Annotated in this window: 18 protein-coding genes and 1 other annotated feature; of the genes, 17 read left to right on the top strand and 1 reads right to left on the bottom strand. The window is 40.1% G+C overall.

Translation table 11 applies throughout. The features are described 5' to 3' along the window. Nucleotides 1-19 precede the first annotated feature (19 nt). A complete protein-coding gene (locus ORH16_RS00915; protein WP_265455392.1) occupies nt 20-136 on the bottom strand; it encodes a DUF4044 domain-containing protein in 117 nt (38 codons plus the stop codon). 350 nt (nt 137-486) lie between these two features. Here ORH16_RS00915 and ORH16_RS00910 point away from each other — a divergent pair, with 350 nt between their 5' ends. The 17 genes from ORH16_RS00910 to ileS all read left to right on the top strand — a co-directional run bounded on the left by ORH16_RS00910 (nt 487) and on the right by ileS (nt 18,594). Then, a complete protein-coding gene (locus tag ORH16_RS00910; RefSeq protein WP_265455390.1) occupies nt 487-855 on the top strand; it encodes a DUF3397 domain-containing protein in 369 nt (122 codons plus the stop codon). 145 nt (nt 856-1,000) lie between these two features. Continuing rightward, nucleotides 1,001-1,432: a division/cell wall cluster transcriptional repressor MraZ gene (gene mraZ, locus ORH16_RS00905; protein ID WP_265455389.1), complete on the top strand. Its 432-nt coding sequence runs from the start codon at nt 1,001-1,003 to the stop codon at nt 1,430-1,432. 17 nt (nt 1,433-1,449) lie between these two features. Next, a complete protein-coding gene (gene rsmH, locus ORH16_RS00900) occupies nt 1,450-2,412 on the top strand; it encodes a 16S rRNA (cytosine(1402)-N(4))-methyltransferase RsmH (protein ID WP_265455387.1) in 963 nt (320 codons plus the stop codon). Nucleotide 2,413: 1 nt separating this feature from the next. Further along, entirely contained in the window at nt 2,414-2,842 is a 429-nt protein-coding gene (gene ftsL / locus ORH16_RS00895) for a cell division protein FtsL (protein WP_265455385.1), read from the top strand. Between the two features lie 5 nt (nt 2,843-2,847). Next, nucleotides 2,848-5,025, top strand: coding sequence for a penicillin-binding protein (locus ORH16_RS00890; RefSeq protein WP_265455383.1), 2,178 nt, complete (start codon nt 2,848-2,850; stop codon nt 5,023-5,025). Between the two features lie 28 nt (nt 5,026-5,053). Next, nucleotides 5,054-6,016, top strand: a complete 963-nt coding sequence (gene mraY / locus ORH16_RS00885; protein WP_265455382.1) for a phospho-N-acetylmuramoyl-pentapeptide-transferase — start codon at nt 5,054-5,056, stop codon at nt 6,014-6,016. A gap of 40 nt (nt 6,017-6,056) precedes the next feature. Beyond that, nucleotides 6,057-7,418, top strand: coding sequence for a UDP-N-acetylmuramoyl-L-alanine--D-glutamate ligase (gene murD / locus ORH16_RS00880; protein WP_265455380.1), 1,362 nt, complete (start codon nt 6,057-6,059; stop codon nt 7,416-7,418). A gap of 12 nt (nt 7,419-7,430) precedes the next feature. Then, nucleotides 7,431-8,516 carry an undecaprenyldiphospho-muramoylpentapeptide beta-N-acetylglucosaminyltransferase gene (gene murG, locus ORH16_RS00875; protein ID WP_265455378.1) on the top strand — a complete coding sequence of 362 codons (1,086 nt, stop codon included), beginning with the start codon at nt 7,431-7,433 and terminating at the stop codon, nt 8,514-8,516. A gap of 17 nt (nt 8,517-8,533) precedes the next feature. Continuing rightward, complete coding sequence (locus tag ORH16_RS00870; RefSeq protein WP_265455376.1) at nt 8,534-9,586, top strand: cell division protein FtsQ/DivIB; 1,053 nt, start codon at nt 8,534-8,536, stop codon at nt 9,584-9,586. 168 nt (nt 9,587-9,754) lie between these two features. Continuing rightward, nucleotides 9,755-11,104, top strand: coding sequence for a cell division protein FtsA (gene ftsA, locus ORH16_RS00865; protein WP_265455374.1), 1,350 nt, complete (start codon nt 9,755-9,757; stop codon nt 11,102-11,104). Nucleotides 11,105-11,125: 21 nt separating this feature from the next. Continuing rightward, nucleotides 11,126-12,373, top strand: coding sequence for a cell division protein FtsZ (gene ftsZ, locus ORH16_RS00860; protein WP_265455373.1), 1,248 nt, complete (start codon nt 11,126-11,128; stop codon nt 12,371-12,373). 18 nt (nt 12,374-12,391) lie between these two features. Further along, nucleotides 12,392-13,069: a YggS family pyridoxal phosphate-dependent enzyme gene (locus ORH16_RS00855; RefSeq protein WP_265455371.1), complete on the top strand. Its 678-nt coding sequence runs from the start codon at nt 12,392-12,394 to the stop codon at nt 13,067-13,069. Nucleotides 13,070-13,082: 13 nt separating this feature from the next. Beyond that, nucleotides 13,083-13,685 carry a cell division protein SepF gene (locus tag ORH16_RS00850; protein WP_265455369.1) on the top strand — a complete coding sequence of 201 codons (603 nt, stop codon included), beginning with the start codon at nt 13,083-13,085 and terminating at the stop codon, nt 13,683-13,685. 17 nt (nt 13,686-13,702) lie between these two features. Then, entirely contained in the window at nt 13,703-13,975 is a 273-nt protein-coding gene (locus tag ORH16_RS00845) for a YggT family protein (protein WP_265455367.1), read from the top strand. Between the two features lie 27 nt (nt 13,976-14,002). Then, the gene (locus ORH16_RS00840) at nt 14,003-14,785 is read left to right on the top strand and encodes an RNA-binding protein (protein ID WP_265455365.1); all 783 of its coding nucleotides are present in this window, start codon (nt 14,003-14,005) and stop codon (nt 14,783-14,785) included. An 18-nt stretch (nt 14,786-14,803) separates the two neighbouring features. Beyond that, nucleotides 14,804-15,532 carry a DivIVA domain-containing protein gene (locus tag ORH16_RS00835; RefSeq protein WP_265455363.1) on the top strand — a complete coding sequence of 243 codons (729 nt, stop codon included), beginning with the start codon at nt 14,804-14,806 and terminating at the stop codon, nt 15,530-15,532. Then, nucleotides 15,529-15,738, top strand: a binding site (T-box leader). It overlaps the preceding gene by 4 nt. A 57-nt stretch (nt 15,739-15,795) precedes the next feature. After that, nucleotides 15,796-18,594 (top strand): isoleucine--tRNA ligase, encoded by a 2,799-nt coding sequence (gene ileS / locus ORH16_RS00830; protein ID WP_265455361.1) that lies wholly within the window; start codon nt 15,796-15,798, stop codon nt 18,592-18,594. The last annotated feature ends 164 nt before the right edge of the window (nt 18,595-18,758 follow it).

Here is an 18,758-nt window from a genome sequence, read left to right as displayed (position 1 = left end):
ATGGTTGGATATTTTAATTTTAGTTAAAAATAATCGCGGCCGCTTGGAAGACGATACCTCCGAGGGTTAGAATCAACATAGCCCAGACAACAACTTTAGTAATCACTTGGAAAGTAGATTTTTTCTTTTTATTCATGAATCTCCATCCTTTTTTAGTAGTCTTTGAAATTCTACTCTCTTTTTCCAAAGGTTTCAAGGAAAGTTTAGAAAAACTTAATCGCTAACAGAAGTTTTTTAGGTATAATAGGTAGGTTGGATAAAAACTTTTTGCGAAAAATTTAACTCTCAGTCAATTACTTAATAACTTTTAAATAAAATGAAACACTTATGTAACGAAAATACAGTATAGTTATTATAGCTAAAATGGCGAGAGTCTGGACAATTTTTGATGGCAAAGAAAACATCAAGTTAGCCAAGAACTCTCAAAAAGTAGCTGCCAATCAGAAAAATAGTCATAAGACTTTGATGTGAGAAAGGAATTTAGTGATGGAGTCATTTTCTCCAATGATAATGTTTTGGTTAATTTTCCCGGTAATTGCGCTTTTTGCCAGTAATTTTTTGACAGCAAGCGTGCGTTTTATAAAGAAAATGGGGTTAAAAACACCTGATTTGGCAATTCCTTTTTTATTCGTTGGGTTGCATGAGATTTCTAGAACCGTTTATGGTCATTCAATCTTACCTTATTTTATGATTGCTGTCTTGATTCTAGGCATTGGCGTGGCGTTATTTCACGCCCATTACTATCGTGAAATCATGTACGGGCGTTTCTTTAAAATGTTTTGGCGCCTGGTCTTTTTACTTACGATGGTCTTGTATATCACATTGATTGTGTTGACAATTATCCGTTATATTTAAAGCGATAAAATAAATAAAAATTACTTCTGTCTTTTAAAAGTAAGTAAACGTCAAAGAATTTCTCAACACTTTTTACTATGGGTGGTAGAAAGTGGGGGATTGTGGTAGACTATTACTATCAAGTGGGACAGGAGGGATTTTTGCAATGCTTATGGGTGAATTTCAACATAATATTGATGCAAAAGGCCGCTTAATTGTTCCTGCCAAATTACGTGATGACCTCGGAGAAAACTTCGTGTTAACCAAGGGTCTAGACGGTTGTTTATTTGGTTATCCCGTTAGCGAGTGGGCTAAACTTGAAGTAAAATTAAATGAAATGCCCTTATCAAAAAAAGATGCCCGCACCTTTGTCCGTTATTTCTATGCCGGAGCAAGCGAGGTTGAAATTGATAAGCAGGGACGGATTAACATTCCCCAAAGCTTGCGGGAACACGCCGCTATTACGAAGGGCTGTATGATTATTGGTGTTTCTGACCGAATAGAAATTTGGGATGAAGCCCGCTGGCAAGCATATGCTAAAGAAGCGGAAGAAAATTTTGATCAAATTGCTGAAACAATGAGTGATTTTGGTTTTTAGTTAGAAAGAGGCAAGTCATGGCGCAGGATTTCCAACATTATACCGTGATGTTAAAGGAAACGGTGGATAATTTAAATATTAAGCCAGATGGCATCTATGTTGATTGCACATTAGGCGGCGCCGGGCACAGCCAATACCTGTTATCTCAATTAAGTAATCAAGGTCATCTATATGCCTTTGATCAAGACCAAAAAGCTATAGACCATGGGCAAGAATTTTTAAAGGAATATGTTGACCGGCAAATGGTCACCTTTATTAAAAGTAATTTCCGCAATCTTGCTGAAATGCTTGCCGAACAAGGTGTTACAGGCGTGGATGGTGTCATCTACGACTTAGGCGTTTCTTCGCCACAGCTAGATGAAGCTGAACGTGGCTTTAGCTATCACCAAGATGCACCATTAGATATGCGGATGGATCAAAGCAATCCGTTGACCGCTTATGAAATTATTAATACCTATGATTACCATGAATTAGTAAAAATATTTTACCGTTACGGCGAAGAAAAATTCTCCAAACAAATTGCCCGTCAAATTGAACGGGCCAGACAAGAGCAACTGATTGAAACAACGAGTGAATTGGTGGATATCATTAAATTAGGGATACCTGCTGCGGCTAGACGCACTGGTGGTCATCCTGCCAAAAGGATTTTCCAGGCAGTCCGGATTGCCGTCAATGATGAGTTAGGAGCAGTGGAAACGTCACTGGAACAAGCAATTTCTCTTTTACATCCAGCCGGACGGATTTCAGCAATCTCCTTTCATTCATTAGAAGATCGTATTGTCAAAACAATGTTTAAAGAATACAGCTCATTACCGGATTTGCCACCGGGGTTGCCCATGGTACCGGATGAGTTACAACCAGAGCTCAAGGTGATTACCCGTAAGCCGATTTTACCGAGCGAGCAGGAATTGGCTGAGAACAATCGCTCCCGCAGTGCTAAATTGCGAGTGGCTGAAAAAAAATCTAGAAAGGAACAGTAAGATGGCTGAACCGAAAAAAGTAGAAGATTTCCAATACCACATGCTGCAAGAACCTGCCAGAGAACATGAAGTGCCAGAAACACCAGCTGTTCCTGAGATTACGAAAGTTCAACCAGTCGACATTTCCGAAAAATTGCCGGTATCGTCACTTCGTCATCTTAAGAGGCTCTCAAAAATGGAGAAATTTATTTTAGGTTTTATTCTTGTCGGCATCTTGGGAATGTCCGTTTTGACGATTCGTCTGCAGGGCCAAATGACCCAAGTTGAAAACCAAATCTCAACAATTGAAACAACTATTACTGAAACGAATGGTCAAGCTACTGAGTTGGAGCAACAAAAAACAGAACTATCCCGTTCCGATCGGCTTAAATCAATTGCTGAAGCCAATGGTCTGACAATCGATGAAAATAATTTAAGGACTGTGAAATAGGTTAAATGAAGTCAATGAAAAATAGATTGAAAAGATTTTTAGATAAACGCAATTTAAATCCGCGGAACAATCGCAAAAAAGTAGGGATTATTCTTTTTACTACGAGTATTGGATTGTTCTTTTTATTTGCGGTACGGCTTTCGTATATTGTTGTCGGCGGTCATGTAGCCGGCGTTTCTTTAGCAAGTAAAACGGAAGAGCTTTACAAGGGTTCAGAAGTTTTAGAAGCCACGCGAGGCACTATTTACGATCGTTCTGGTAACACAATCGCTGAAAGCTCTTCTTCATTTAAAGTTTACGCTATTTTGTCTGAAACGTATGTCAATGGAGATAAAGAGCTGTATGCCCATGAAGATGATTTTAATACGATAGCAACTATTTTAAATCAGACTATCGGAATTGATACAAACGAGGCATTGAAATTGCTACAGGATGCGAAAGATGCTGATCGCTATCAAGTTGAATTCGGTACGTTAGCCAATAACCTAAGCTTGGAAACCCGGCAAGCGATTGAAGCAGCCATGGAAAGTGCTGGCATTAACGGATTGTATTTCGATGCATCCTCAGACCGGATTTATCCAAATGGAAATTTTGCTTCCTATTTAATCGGCTATGCTAATAGCGATGATGGTACTCAATTAACAGGTCAAATGGGGATTGAGTCTGCCTACAATTCTTTATTAGCCGGACAAAATGGCTCTGTAGTCTATGAAAAAAATAACTACGGTAATCCGTTACCAGGGACCACAGCTGAAGAAACCGCAGCGATTGATGGCTCCGATATTTACACCACGATTGATTCCCGTCTGCAAAGTTACTTAGAAACGCTAATGGATCCTGTATACAGTGCGACAAATCCAGAAAATTTGACTGCTATTTTAATGAAGGCTGATACCGGTGAAATTTTAGCGATGTCGCAACGGCCTAGTTTTGATCCGGAAAATATCGGTGATGTGGAAAATTGGCGGAACATTTTGGTGGAAGACGCTTATGAACCCGGTTCGACCATCAAAGTTGCGACGGTTGCCTCTGCAATAGATGAAGGTGTCTTTAATGAAAATCAAACCTTCCAATCTGGCTCCATTCAAATTGAAGATACAAAAATTAACGACTGGTCCCAAGGTATGGGAACTTTAACCATGCGACAAGCTCTCTCTTGGTCAAGTAACGTCGGTATGGTGACGCTAGAGCAAGCCATGGGCGGAGCTGCTTGGCGCAACCATTTAGAACAAATGGGAATTGGTGAGAGCACTTATTCTGGTTTAAATGGTGAGAATGATGGTTCAATGCCATCTGAAAACATTGTCGATACAGCGATGAGCGCTTATGGCCAGGCTTTAACTGTTACAAACCTGCAGATGATGAAAATCTTCTCAGGAATTGCTAATGATGGACAGATGTTAGAACCGCACTTTATCAGTAAAGTCGTTAATTCTGATACGGGCGACACGACGGTTATTGAACCGACCGTTGCCGGGCAAGCTTTCTCAGCCAATGCCGCTAACTCAGTATTGAATTATATGCAAGATACCGTAACCAGCCAAAATTATGGGACTGCTTATGGATTGTATTCACTGGACGGCTATAATATTTCTGCAAAAACAGGAACAGCTCAGATTGCTGGTACAGGTGGTTCTGGTTATCTTACGGGTTCTTCAAACTACATTTATTCTGTTGTTTTAATGTATCCTTCTGAAGATCCAGAATATGTTCTTTATTTGACACAACAACAGCCACAAAATTATGACCGCACAGCCTTCTCACAAATTGCTAATCCGTTGATGAAACGTTCAATGGATATCTTAAACACTGAAATGGCTTCTACAGATACAAGTAACACCACTGTGACGATTGATGATTATCAAGATCAGGTTGCGACAGATGCCGCTGTCTCTTTAAGCCGAGCATTTGTCACACCAATTGTATTAGGAACAGGGGATACCGTGACTGGGCAATCAGTGGCCGCCGGTGAAACAGTTGATCCTAACACACGAGTTATGCTTTTAACGGATGGCAATATTGCGATGCCAGATACGACGGATTGGACAGCAGCTGAACTAGAAGCTTTTGGTAGTCTGATTGGTGTAGATGTAACCATCAACGGTGAGGGCCGTTGTGTTGAACAAAGCGTGGCCTCAAATGAAATTATAAATACAGATAGCATTAGCTTCACACTTGGTTAGTTAATGTAATAGATTTAGGAGAATACAAATGGAATGGACAAAATTCTTAATCCCTTTAGCTGGTAGCTTTGCGATAACAGTGGCATTTATGCCACTGTTTATTGGTTATCTTCGGGCAAAACAATACGGTCAGGAAATCCGCGGAGATGGCCCTGGTTGGCACAGCGTCAAAGCTGGCACACCAACGATGGGTGGATTAGTTTTTTTAGTTGGCGTTATTATTATTGGAATTATTAGTGCCATTTGGCTTCAGCAACTGACTCCTTCTTTGGCTATTCTTTTATTTATCCTAGTCTTATACGGGGCATTAGGTTTTATTGATGATTTTATCAAGGTCTTCCGTAAAAGAAATCTCGGTTTAAAATCTGGTCAAAAATTAATTGGTCAGATTGCCGGAGGCTTAGTTTTTTACGGAGTGTATCGTCTTGATAATAATACAGATATTTTAAATGTTTTTGGTTTACAAGTTCACTTAGGTATTATTTACGGTCTATTTATTATCTTTTGGTTAGTCGGCTTTTCGAATGCCGTCAATCTTACAGATGGTATCGACGGTTTAGTTTCCGGCTTAGGGACGATTTCTTTTGGAACTTATGCAATCATTGCGTGGTTCCAACAACAATATGATGTTCTGATTATCTGCGTCTGTGTAGTCGGTGGACTGATTGGCTTTTTTCTCTATAATAAAAAACCAGCGAAAATTTTTATGGGGGATGTTGGCTCCTTAGCTTTAGGGGGACTGTTGGCTGCCGTTTCAATTTTACTGCATCAGGAATGGACCTTATTGTTAGTTGGTCTAATCTACGTGATTGAAACAGCGAGCGTCATGCTGCAGGTATCGTCTTTTAAATTAACTGGTAAACGAATCTTTAAAATGTCACCCATCCATCATCATTTTGAAATGAGTGGTTGGTCAGAATGGAAAATTGATACTATTTTCTGGCTGGTTAGTTTAGTTCTTTCAGTTATTACTTTAGTGATTGTTTTATAAATATGTTTTGTGAGTTCGTTTTCGGTAAAGGAGTTTTTTTATGAAGCAGATTACCAAATATCAAAATTTTAAAGTCCTAGTTTTAGGACTGGCCAAAAGTGGCTATAGTGCCGCGAAATTATTGCATGAGCTGGGGGCTCTTGTCACAGTAAACGATGGTAAACCTTTTGAAGAAAATCCCGAAGCTCAAGACCTGCTGACCTTAGGTGTTAAAGTAATCACTGGTAGTCATCCAATTGAACTACTGGATGAAGATTTTTCATTGATGGTCAAAAATCCTGGAATTCCCTATGATAATCCTTTGGTGGCTCGCGCCATCGAACTTGAAATCCCTGTCATTACTGAAGTTGAGCTAGCCTATGAGGTGGCAGAATGTCCGATGATTGGAATCACAGGAACCAATGGCAAAACGACTACCACTACGATGATTGCTCAACTATTAAATGCAGACCGCAATCAGGGTATCGCCCGTTTAGCAGGAAATATTGGTTTTCCTGCCAGCAGCGTCGCCCAAGAAGCGGCAAGAGATGACGTGATGGTGACTGAGCTATCTAGCTTTCAACTGATGGGCATTGTTGATTTAAAACCGACAATTGCGGTCATAACCAATATTTATGAAGCTCATTTAGATTATCATGGCAGCCGAGAAGACTATCTTCAAGCTAAATGGCGTATTCAAGAGAACATGACAGCGACTGATTATTTAGTGATTAATTTTAACCAGCCGGAACTCGTTGAACTCGCTTTACATACAAAAGCCCAAGTTATTCCCTTTAGCACTGAAAAAATTGTGCCTACGGGAAGTTACTTAAAAGACGGGCAATTATATTTCCAAGATGAATTAATTATGCCGGCGGAAAAACTTGGTGTTCCTGGTCAGCATAATATTGAAAATGCACTGGCGGCAATTGCCGTTGCTAAATTAAGCCAAGTATCTAATGAAGCAATTCAAACGACTTTAACGAATTTTACTGGCGTGCCCCACAGAACTCAGTTTGTCGGTGAAATTGCCGGCCGAAAATTTTTCAACGACTCAAAGGCGACGAATATTTTAGCTACTGAAATGGCTTTAGGCGGCTTTGATAATACTCAGCTGATTCTTTTAGCCGGCGGTCTTGACCGGGGCAATGATTTTGATGAGCTGATTCCCTCTTTAGAAGGAATCAAAGCTTTGATTGTGTTCGGTGAGACTGCCAGCAAGTTAGCCTTAGCCGGTCAAGAAGCCGGTATTGAAACCATTATTGAAACTGAAGATGTTGAAACGGCTGTGCCATTGGCCTTTCGTGAAAGTGCTAAAGGAGACACCATTCTCTTGTCTCCAGCGAATGCCAGCTGGGATCAGTACCCCAATTTTGAAGTGCGGGGCGACAGATTTATCCAAGCTGTCAAAAATTTGAATTAAACGAGGAATACCATGAAAATTTTAGTGACAGGCGGTGGCACCGGCGGACATATTTATCCGGCGCTAGCCTTTGTAAACTACATGAAAAAAGATCCAGAAAACGAATTTCTCTATGTTGGGGCTAAAAAAGGGTTAGAAACTGAAATCGTCCCAGCCGCTGGAGTTCCTTTTGTGGCATTGGAAATTCAAGGCTTTAAACGCAAGCTATCATTAGATAATTTGAAAACAGTACAGCTCTTTTTGAAAAGTATTAACCAAGCGAAAAAAATATTAAAGGAATTTCGCCCGGATATTGTTCTTGGGACAGGCGGCTATGTTTCTGGCGCCGTTGTCTATGCAGCTTCTCGCTTAAAAATTCCGACAATTATTCATGAGCAAAATAGTGTGCCAGGGATTACCAATAAATTTTTGAGTCGCTATGTCACAAAAATTGCTATTGCATTTCCGGATGCAGCCGCTTTTTTTCCGACAGAAAAGGTTTCTTTAGTCGGCAATCCCCGGGGGCAAGAAGTTGAGGGCATGCAGCCAAATGATGGACTTATTGCCTACGGCTTAAAAGTAGCGCAACCGACAGTTTTGATTTTTGGCGGCAGCCAAGGAGCTTTGAAAATTAATCAGGCTTTTAGGGAAGCTTTGCCTGAACTTAAAAAGCGGGCTTATCAAGTACTGTATGCTTCTGGAACCCGTTATTATGAACAATTAACAGAAGAGGTTGCTGCATTGCCGCAAGGTAGCAATGTCAGCATTCAACCCTATATCGAAAATATGACAGAAGTCATGGCTAATGCTTCTTTATTAGTTGGGAGAGCTGGAGCGACCTCAATTGCGGAATTTACCGCTTTAGGGATTCCAGCTGTGCTAATTCCAAGCCCTTACGTAACCAACGACCATCAAACCAAAAATGCCCAAAGCTTGGCAAAAGCGGGGGCAGTAACAATTATTGGCGACAGCCAATTAGATGGTCAAACACTTTTAGCAGCTTTAGACGACATCATGGACCATCCTGAAAAACAAAAAGCGATGGCGGCTGCAGCTAAAGTGCAGGGTATTAGCGATGCCAGTACACGATTAGAAAAATTGATTAAAGAAATGATTTAAAGAGAGGGGGGACGACCTTGGTCAAAAAGAAGCAGCCGGAACAGCCACCAGAAACACCTCAAAATGAAGAACCGAAGATTGATGAGGAAAATTTATCACCTTGGCAGCAGGCCAATTTGACTTATATGCAACAGCAAGGAGAGACCCCTCTGTGGCAAGATAAAAAAGAAGAAACAACTGAGGCTGAAGACACTGAGGATATGTCAGGAATCTCTGATGAGGTTGCTGAGAAACAGCAACAAAAAGCTAAATTAAAAGTGTTGGACAGTACTAAAAAAGGAAAACGCCGCAAGTCTTATGTGGAGACTCTGCCTAATCTTAAAGAACAAACTAATAAAGTATTGCGCCGCAGAATTATTATCTTGCTCTTGGTTTTTGGTATTCCGCTGATTATTCTCAGCTATCTGGTGTCACCTTTTAGCAAATTGCAAAACTTGACTGTCAGCGGAAATTCTGAGGTCTCAAGTGATACGATTATTGCTTCTAGTAATTTTTCCATTGGCACCAATATTTTTGAAGAATTTTTTTCCAGAGAGCAATTAACAGCAGCAGTTGAAACTGATAATCCAAGAATAAAATCCATCAATGTCACATTGACGGGACCGACCAGTTTAAATATTGGTGTCAGCGAGTATCAAGAAGCAGCCGTATTATTACAAGACGGTGTGTATTACCCAATATTAGAAAACGGTGTGGTTTTAACCGATACCGCAACGGATGCAATTGAAGGCTTTCCAGTCTTGCAGGACTTTAGTGATCAGACAATTATTACTGAAACCATTTCCGGATATCAAGACATCGCAACCGATGTCCAAGCGTTGATTCAAGTCATCCAATATACGCCAAGCAGCGACAATCCCCGTTTGTTAACTTTGACAATGACGGATGGAAATCAAGTGTTGGTGCCTTATACAACCTTTGCTTCACAGATGCAATATTATCCGCAAGTTGCCTCCCAGATGACAGAAAATGGTGTGATTGATATGGAGGTAGGAATCTTCTCTTATCCTTATGGAACCGACCAAAGTACAACTAGTTCAACTGAAAGTAGTAGTGAGAGCTTAGAGTAAATTTTCTTAAAATGAAAAAAAACCAAGGGAAATCACACTTTCTTCTTTCTAATTTAGGTAGTTTTATGTTAAAATTGAAAGCAGTGAATATATATAAAATTACAAGTGATATGATGGATAGATTGTATCTGTTAGTAATGGAGAAGGATTTAGGAGGGAACCCCAATCATGGCAAAATCTGGAATGTACGTAGGCCTTGATATCGGAACGACATCGGTTAAAGTTGTTGTAGCTGAATATATCGACAATCAAATGAATATCATCGGCGTAGGCAACGCTAAGTCTGAAGGTATTAATCGTGGAATCATCGTTGATATTGAAAAAACTGTTCAAGGAATTCAAAGAGCAGTGAGACAGGCAGAAGAAAAGGCTGGCATTCAAATTAAAAGTGTTAGTGTCGGTTTACCGGCGAATCAACTGCAAGTTGAAAGCTGTCAAGGGATGATTGCTGTTAACAGCGAATCAAAAGAAATTAATGACGAAGATGTGAAGAACGTTGCCTCAGCAGCAATGGTTCGTTCAACACCACCGGAAAGACAAATTGTGGCAATCTTACCACAAGAGTTTACCGTAGATGGCTTTGAAGGCATCAAAGACCCTCGTGGAATGATTGGCGTTCGTTTAGAAATGTACGGTTTAGTTTTCACTGGACCTAAGACAATTGTTCACAACATTCGCAAGTGTGTCGAAAAAGCTGGCTTAACAATTAATGAAATGTTAATCACACCATTATCTTTAACTGAATCAGTTTTATCTGAAGGGGAAAAAGATTTTGGGACTATTGTTATCGACATGGGCGGCGGCCAAACAACGACTGCTGTCATGCATGACAACCAATTGAAATACACTTATGTGGATCAAGAAGGTGGCGAATTCGTCACAAAAGATGTTTCGACCGTCTTAAATACCTCCTTCAATAACGCAGAAGCTTTGAAAATCAATTACGGCGATGCATATCCAGCACGGACATCAGCTAGTGAAGAATTTCCAGTGGATGTGATTGGTCAATCTGAACCAGTTAAAATCGATGAAAGATATTTATCTGAAATTATCGAAGCTCGTTTAGAACAAATCTTCCGCAAATCAAAAACAGTCTTGACTGAAATTGATGCGTTGGATTTACCTGGCGGAATTATTTTAACTGGTGGAGCAGCTAGCCTACCAGGTGTTGTTGATTTAGCACAGGACATTTTTGAAACCAATGTTAAATTACACGTTCCTAACCACATGGGATTAAGAAATCCAGTTTTCACCAACGTAATCAGCATCATTGAATACAGTGCTGGATTAAATGAAGTCTATCGTTTGGCGAAAAGTGCTGTTTTAGGCGACAAAGAAAGAAGTGTCGCTCCACAACCAGCCCAACCGCAAGTTGTTGCTCAGCCACAAGTGCCAGAAGCGACTTATGAAACGAATTATGAACCAGAAGCTTCTTATAATACTGAAGCTCCTAGTGATCAAAAAGGCGAAAAAGTAACAACTAAAATCAAAGACTTCTTCTCAAATATTTTTGAATAAGAAAACTGGAGGACTAGAATAATGGAATTTTCAATTGATAATACCGTAAACGACGGCGCAGTCATTAAAGTTATCGGCGTCGGCGGTGGCGGCGGCAATGCAGTTAACCGCATGATTGACGAAAACGTCAAAGGTGTTGAGTTTATCGTTGCCAATACAGATGTTCAAGCTTTGAAGAACTCAAAAGCTGAAACTTTAATTCAATTAGGCCCTAAATTCACCCGTGGATTAGGTGCCGGTTCACAACCAGAAGTTGGTCAAAAGGCCGCTGAAGAAAGTGAACAAGCTATTCAAGATGCTCTTGAAGGCGCAGATATGATTTTTATCACTGCAGGTATGGGGGGCGGAACCGGAACCGGTGCTGCACCAATCGTTGCCCGTATTGCAAAAGAAGTTGGTGCTTTAACTGTAGCTATCGTAACTCGTCCTTTCAGCTTTGAAGGACCAAAACGGGGCCGTTATGCTTCAGAAGGCATTTCTCAATTAAAAGAAAACGTAGATACTTTACTAATCATCTCAAACAACCGCTTATTAGAAGTTGTTGATAAAAAGACACCGATGTTGGAAGCTTTCCGTGAAGCGGATAATGTTTTACGTCAAGGTGTTCAAGGTATCTCTGATTTAATTACAGCACCTGGTTACGTGAACTTGGACTTTGCTGATGTGCGCACGGTTATGGAAAATCAAGGCACTGCTTTGATGGGTATCGGTGTTGCTAGCGGAGAAGAACGGGTCGTTGAAGCGACTAAACGGGCTATTTCTTCACCATTACTTGAAAGTTCAATTGATGGAGCTGAACAAGTCTTGTTAAATATCACAGGTGGATTAGACATGACGTTATTTGAAGCTCAGGATGCTTCTGATATTGTTGCCAACGCTGCTTCAGGCGACGTCAACATTATTTTAGGAACGTCAATTAATGAAGACATGGGGGATGAAATTCGTGTTACTGTTATTGCAACAGGAATTGACCCTGCTAAAAAAGAAGGTCGGGTTGGCCGGGCTTCTGCTCGTCAAAGCCAAATCCATTCAGTAAGACAAGAACCTGTCTTAGATATGGAACAAGCAACGCCAATTCGTGAAGAAGAAACGAGTGCCTTTGGCGATTGGGATATTCGTAAAGAAGAAACTTTACGTCCTAAAGTGGAAGATACTGCATTTGAAAACGTTGAGAAAAAAGAATTAGAAACCTTTAGTCGTCCTGATTCTAATACTAACAGCGATTCAGATGAAATTTCAACACCACCATTTTTCCGTCGTAAAAGATAGTTTTGGAGGCTGAGACGAATGATTTCCGATAATTTGAATGGGGTTTATCAGAAAATTACGGAGGCCTGTGTCAAAGCCAAGCGACAGCCTAGTGACGTGACCTTAGTGGCAGTGACCAAAAGTGTGGATGCTGTTGCAGCTCGTCAGCTAGTCGAAAATGGAGTCATTAATCTCGCCGAAAACCGTGTCGATAAACTTTTAGAAAAACAACATGACCTAAAAGATCAAACAGCTATAAAATGGCATTTAATCGGCAATCTGCAGCGGCGTAAAGTTAAAGATATTATCAATCAAATCGATTACTTTCATGCCCTGGACAGTTTGCGTCTAGCTCAAGAAATTGAAAAAAGGGCTGAGACAGAAATTAAGTGTTTCGTTGAGGTTAATATTTCTGGTGAAGCTAGTAAACATGGCTTTTCACCAGAGGAAGTGTTGAACTTTGTCAATGAACTAAAAACCTTTCAAAAAGTCAAGGTCATAGGTTTAATGACAATGGCGCCTTTAACGGCGACAGAAGCAGAGATACGCGTTATTTTTAAACAACTAAAAAAACTACAGACTACTGTGCAGGATTTAGAAATTGAACAAGCTCCCTGTAGTGAATTGAGTATGGGAATGAGCAATGATTTCGGCATTGCGATTGAAGAGGGTTCAACGTTTATCCGTGTAGGTAGAATGTTATTCGGTGCGATGTGAAGGAGGTAGGCCAATGGCACTTTTTAATAAGAAATTTGCCAATTTTTTTGGACTGTTAGACGAGGAAGAATACGAAGAAGATGTTCGGTCAAATCACGAGGAGAGCAGTTTCCAAGCCAGAGAACAACATCAGGTAGAAATGCCCCAAGCAGTGAATGATCCTGTTCGTGAAACTCGTTTTAGTGAAAACATTCAAAAAGCCATGAAGGAATCTGATGACAAACAGGTTGAAAGATCCCGTCAAATGCAGCAGGAAGCTCCTAAATTGGTGTCACTTAGCAATAATTCGAACCGAGGTGGCGGTGGCGGAAACGGAACTAAAAAGACCGGTTCAGCTAAAAATCTCGGTAAAATTACTATTTGTGAACCAAGAGCCTATTCTGAAGCGATGACGATTGCCAAGCGCATTATCGCTGGTGAATCTGTTTTAATTAATTTCTATTCTGTCGAGGAACTCCAAGCACGCCGAATTGTTGACTTCCTAACCGGAACAGTCTATGCACAAGATGGTGATATTCAACGGGTTGGTGACGAAATCTTTTTATGCACACCGCCGGATGTTGAAATAGACAAAAGCATTGCACAATCGCTTGCAGAGTCGAATTTCTTCGAATAATCTAGAGGAGGAATTCCATGTTAGTGTTAATTGAAATAATTAGAGTTTTTCAGTTTGCGGTGAGAATTTATTCAATTCTCTTAGCTGCTTATGCGCTGATTTCTTGGTTTCCTGGAGGCTATCAGTCCTCCATCGGAAAATTTTTGGCACGGGTTTGCGAGCCTTACTTGAGCCTATTTGATCGGTTGAATTTAAGATTTGGTGGCTTGGATTTCACAATCCTAGCAGCAATTCTAATTTTAAATTTGGCGAGCCAAGGATTAGTTATGCTAATTGTTCGATTGCTATAAAAATATATGAAAAGGGGGTGATTGTCTTTGAATGCAAATGTGTATCAGCATTTTCGCAGAGATGAGCACCCTTTTATTGATACTGTGGCTGATTGGATTGAGCGGGTCTCATTGCAATATTCGCCGTACCTGACTTACTTTCTTGATCCTAGACAGGCTTATATTGTGGAAACCTTGGTTCAGCAGCAGGAGGATGTAAAATTTAAGTTTTACGGTGGTTATCCTGAGGCAGAACGTTTCCGCTGCATGATTTATCCAGAATATTATGAGCCTGAGGATGCAGATTTTGAAATCCAATTATTTGAAGTTAACTATCCACAAAAGTTTTCAACCTTAAGCCACGGCAAAATATTAGGGAGTTTAATCGGTGCCGGGGTGCAACGGGATTCCTTTGGCGATATTATTACTGACGGTGAACAATGGCAGGTTTTTATTGCCAAAGAAGTTAGTAATTTTATTGTCAGTCAAGTGACCAAAGTCGGCAATATTTCCGTCCGCCTCGAAGAACTAGATGCCAGTCAATTTTTGGAGTCTATTGATAAGTGGTCAATTGAGACAATTACTGCAAGTTCTTTAAGATTAGATGTCATTATCTCGAATGTCTACAATATTTCTAGACAACGCTCGAAACAATTGATAGAATCAGGAAAAGTCAAAGTGAATTGGGGAGAAACCCTCAAGCCTGATTTTCCTGTTGATTTGTTGGATATTATTTCGGTCCGGGGATTTGGCCGTATTCAGTTAAATGAAATTGGCGATAAAACCAAAAAGGACAAATATCGCATTACGATTGGCGTATTGCGTAAATAATTAGAAGAGGTGAAAAACATGCCACTAAGTCCATTAGATATTTCAAATAAGAGTTTCGCAGTTAAAATGCGGGGCTATAGTCAAGATGAAGTTGATGATTTTCGTGATTTAATTGTGAAAGACTATGAAGAGGTCCTGTCAAAAAACCGCATGATGGAAAAAACATTAAAGCATGCGGAAGAAAAATTGGAATACTTCAATGAATTAAAGGATGCCTTGAATCAGTCAATTATCGTAGCACAAGATACAGCTGATAAAGTGAAATCAAGTGCCAATAAAGAATCAGAAGTGATTGTCGGAGACGCTCAAAACAAAGCCCATGAATTAGTCAGTGATGCTGAGGCTCGCTCAAATTACTTAATTACCACGGCTGAGGAAAAAGCTCGTCAGATTATTGATGAAGCAACCGCTAGAGCGAGGGAATTAGTTAGTGAAACAGATGACTTAAAGAAAAAAACGCGGGTTTTTCATCAGCGTTTAAGTTTGATGCTAGAGTCACAGTTGCAAACTGTGAAGAGTGAAGAATGGACGCAATTATTAACGCCATTTTCATCTTACGTGCAGGATTCGCATACTGTAATCAAAGAATTATTTGGCGATGAATTTGGCTTTGGTGCGATGCCAGCTGCTAAAGAAATGCCTGCCGCAGAAGTTGTCGATGAAGATATTATTGTCAAAGAGACGCTTGACGGTTATAATCAAGACGAAGCGACAGCTGATGACAATGACAATCAAGCGCCAGAATAAAAAGATAGAACAGAAAACCAGAAATATCCTTAATAGCGAACCAAAGCCGGTGAAAGTTTGGTAGGCAATGTTTCTAGGTAGATCCTCTATTTACTTATAATCTGAATTTAGTAAGATTATACGAGTGACTTCGTTACCAGTTACGAAAGATAATCCAAGGAGTTGGATTAAAATTTGGGTGGTACCACGATACGTTCGTCCCTTTTTAGGGATGGGCGTTTTTTTATATAGATTTTTAGTGAATTTAAAGGAGCGAAACACGCATGAAGATGAAGGAAACATTGCATTTAGGAAAAACAGCTTTTCCAATGCGAGGCAATTTACCAAATCGTGAAGCTGAATGGCAGAAGGATTGGGAAGAAAAAAAAGTATATGAAATGCGTCAAAAAATGAATGAAGGCAAACCGACTTTTGTTTTACATGATGGACCGCCGTATGCTAATGGCAATATCCATTTAGGTCATGCCTTAAATAAAATCAGTAAGGATATTATCATTCGTTCAAAATCAATGTCAGGTTTTAGAGCGCCGTATGTTCCTGGCTGGGATACCCACGGACTGCCGATTGAACAAGTCTTAACCAATAAAGGTATTAAACGCAAAGAAATGACAATGGCCGAATATCGTCAAAAATGTATGGAATATGCCTTGTCACAAGTTGACACTCAAAGAGCTGACTTCAAACGGTTAGGCGTTGCTGGTGATTGGGATCATCCTTATATCACATTGGACCCTTCCTACGAAGCGGCTGAAATTCGTGTCTTTGGAAAAATGGCAGAGAAAGGCTACATCTATAAAGGCTTGAAACCAATTTATTGGTCGCCTTCAAGTGAATCTTCTTTAGCTGAAGCTGAAATCGAATATAAAGATGTTAAATCTGCTTCTATTTACGTTGCCTTTAAAGTGAAAGACGGCAAAGGATTATTAGATAATGATACGGCTTTTGTTATTTGGACAACGACACCGTGGACTTTGCCAGCTAACCAAGGTATTGCTGTAAATCCAAGCTATACTTATAGTGTGGTCGTTGCAGACGGCCAAAAATATGTTGTCGCAAAAGACCTAGTGGAAACTGTTAAAGAAGCTGTTGGCTGGGAAAATGTTCACACGGAAAAAGAAATTAAAGGAACTGAGCTGGAGTATATGACGGCTCAACATCCTTTTTATGATCGTGAGTCTTTAGTTATCTTAGGTGACCACGTTACTTTAGATGCCGGTACAGGTTTGGTTCATACAGCACCTGGTCATGGTGAAGATGACTATGTTGTTGGGAAAAAATATAATTTAGAAGTGATGTCGCCAGTTGATGATAAAGGAATTTTCACAGCAGAAGCACCTGGCTTAGAAGGTGTCTTTTATGACAAGGCAAATCCAGTTATTACTGAATGGCTAGAAGAAAAAGGTGCTTTATTAAAACTCGATTTCTTCGTCCACAGTTATCCCCATGACTGGCGTACGAAAAAACCGGTTATCTTCCGGGCAACGCCGCAATGGTTTGCTTCAATTGATAAATTCCGCCAAAATATTTTGGATGAAGTTGAAAAGGTTGATTGGATTATTCCGTGGGGTAAAACTCGTTTATATAATATGATTCGTGACCGTGGCGATTGGGTCATCTCCCGTCAAAGAGCCTGGGGTGTGCCGTTACCAATTTTTTATGCAGAAGATGGCGAACCCATCATCACACCAGAAACAATCGATCATGTGGCCAATCTTTTTGCGGAATTTGGATCTAACATTTGGTTTGAAAGAGAAGCCAAAGAGTTATTACCAGAAGGCTTCACTCATCCTCATTCTCCAAATGGCGAGTTTACGAAAGAAAAAGATATCATGGATGTTTGGTTTGACTCTGGCTCTTCCCATGAAGCAGTCCTGCGCCAACGTCCAGAATTAACATTCCCAGCGGATATGTATCTTGAAGGCTCTGATCAATACCGTGGCTGGTTTAACTCAAGTATTACGACTAGTGTGGCCATCAATGGCGTTGCGCCTTATAAAGCTGTCCTGTCACAAGGCTTTACTCTAGATGGCGAAGGCCGCAAAATGAGTAAATCTTTAGGGAACACAATTGTTCCTGATAAAGTGATTAAGCAAATGGGTGCTGATATTCTGCGCTTATGGGTCAGCAGTGTTGATTATGAATCAGATGTACGGGTCTCAATGGATATCTTAAATCAAGTCTCTGAAGTCTATCGGAAAATTCGTAACACCATGCGTTTCTTATTGGCGAATACTTCTGATTATGTGGCGAGTGAAAATCGTGTACCTTATGCTGAATTGCGCTCAGTCGATAAATATATGCTGGTGCGTTTAAATCAAGTCATCAAAGAAATTCGTGAAGAAGGCTATGAAAAATATAACTTCCTGCATATCTATCGGACAGTTATGAATTTCCTAACGGTTGATTTATCTTCCTTCTATCTAGATTTTGCCAAAGATGTTGTTTATATCGAAGCCGCCAATGATTACCAACGCCGTTGTATGCAGACTGTTTTCTATGATGTAATTGTTGCGTTAACTAAATTATTGACGCCTATCATCCCTCATACAGCTGAAGAAATTTGGTCCTATTTGGAAAACGAAGAAGAAGCCTTTGCCCAATTAGCTGAGTTCCCTGGCTATGAAGAGTATGCTAACGCTGCGGAATTGACGGACACTTGGAGCAGCTTCTTGGAATTTAGAGATAAGGTCTTGAAGGCTTTAGAAGAAGCCCGCAATGAAAAATTAATTGGAAAATCTCTTGAAGCAAAAGTGACTATCTATCCAAATCAAGAGGTTAGAGATTTATTAGTGGCAGTTGATAGTGATTTAGCTCAGCTGTTGATAATTTCACCAGACTTTTTTGAAGTTGCAAAAGCAGGGGAAGCAGCACCGGCTAATGCCATGAGCTTTGATGATGTCGCAATTCTAGTGGAAAAAGCCGATGGTGAAGTTTGCCAACGCTGTCGTCAAATGCGTAAAGATGTTGGCTCCCATGAACATTTGCCACACATTTGCGGTCACTGTGCCAATATTGTAGAGGGTGAATATCCTGAAGCTGTTGCTAAAGGTTTTGAAGAATAATTGAGAAGCCTTTTAAAAATTTTTTCTTAATAAGTTAAAAAAGCAAACCATTGGGAACTCATTTTCCAGTGGTTTGCTTTTTATTTATAAAAAGAGGCTGTGACATTAGTTAGAAGAAAGCCGAACTTTACGAATGGTATCTAGTGAAAACCACTAAATATAAT

The sequence above is a fragment of the Enterococcus sp. HY326 genome, from assembly GCF_026157065.1.
GTDB lineage: Bacteria > Bacillota > Bacilli > Lactobacillales > Enterococcaceae > HY326.
This window is presented reverse-complemented; position numbering and strand designations above follow the sequence as displayed.

Excerpts from the sequence above, each read along its gene's own strand:
- ORH16_RS00915 (WP_265455392.1), bottom strand. The coding sequence starts at position 136 with ATGAATAAAAAGAAAAAATCTACTTTCCAAGTGATTACTAAAGTTGTT.
- ORH16_RS00910 (WP_265455390.1), top strand. The coding sequence starts at position 487 with ATGGAGTCATTTTCTCCAATGATAATGTTTTGGTTAATTTTCCCGGTA.
- mraZ (WP_265455389.1), top strand. The coding sequence starts at position 1,001 with ATGCTTATGGGTGAATTTCAACATAATATTGATGCAAAAGGCCGCTTA.
- rsmH (WP_265455387.1), top strand. The coding sequence starts at position 1,450 with ATGGCGCAGGATTTCCAACATTATACCGTGATGTTAAAGGAAACGGTG.
- ftsL (WP_265455385.1), top strand. The coding sequence starts at position 2,414 with ATGGCTGAACCGAAAAAAGTAGAAGATTTCCAATACCACATGCTGCAA.
- ORH16_RS00890 (WP_265455383.1), top strand. The coding sequence starts at position 2,848 with ATGAAGTCAATGAAAAATAGATTGAAAAGATTTTTAGATAAACGCAAT.
- mraY (WP_265455382.1), top strand. The coding sequence starts at position 5,054 with ATGGAATGGACAAAATTCTTAATCCCTTTAGCTGGTAGCTTTGCGATA.
- murD (WP_265455380.1), top strand. The coding sequence starts at position 6,057 with ATGAAGCAGATTACCAAATATCAAAATTTTAAAGTCCTAGTTTTAGGA.
- murG (WP_265455378.1), top strand. The coding sequence starts at position 7,431 with ATGAAAATTTTAGTGACAGGCGGTGGCACCGGCGGACATATTTATCCG.
- ftsA (WP_265455374.1), top strand. The coding sequence starts at position 9,755 with ATGGCAAAATCTGGAATGTACGTAGGCCTTGATATCGGAACGACATCG.
- ftsZ (WP_265455373.1), top strand. The coding sequence starts at position 11,126 with ATGGAATTTTCAATTGATAATACCGTAAACGACGGCGCAGTCATTAAA.
- ORH16_RS00855 (WP_265455371.1), top strand. The coding sequence starts at position 12,392 with ATGATTTCCGATAATTTGAATGGGGTTTATCAGAAAATTACGGAGGCC.
- ORH16_RS00850 (WP_265455369.1), top strand. The coding sequence starts at position 13,083 with ATGGCACTTTTTAATAAGAAATTTGCCAATTTTTTTGGACTGTTAGAC.
- ORH16_RS00845 (WP_265455367.1), top strand. The coding sequence starts at position 13,703 with ATGTTAGTGTTAATTGAAATAATTAGAGTTTTTCAGTTTGCGGTGAGA.
- ORH16_RS00835 (WP_265455363.1), top strand. The coding sequence starts at position 14,804 with ATGCCACTAAGTCCATTAGATATTTCAAATAAGAGTTTCGCAGTTAAA.
- ileS (WP_265455361.1), top strand. The coding sequence starts at position 15,796 with ATGAAGATGAAGGAAACATTGCATTTAGGAAAAACAGCTTTTCCAATG.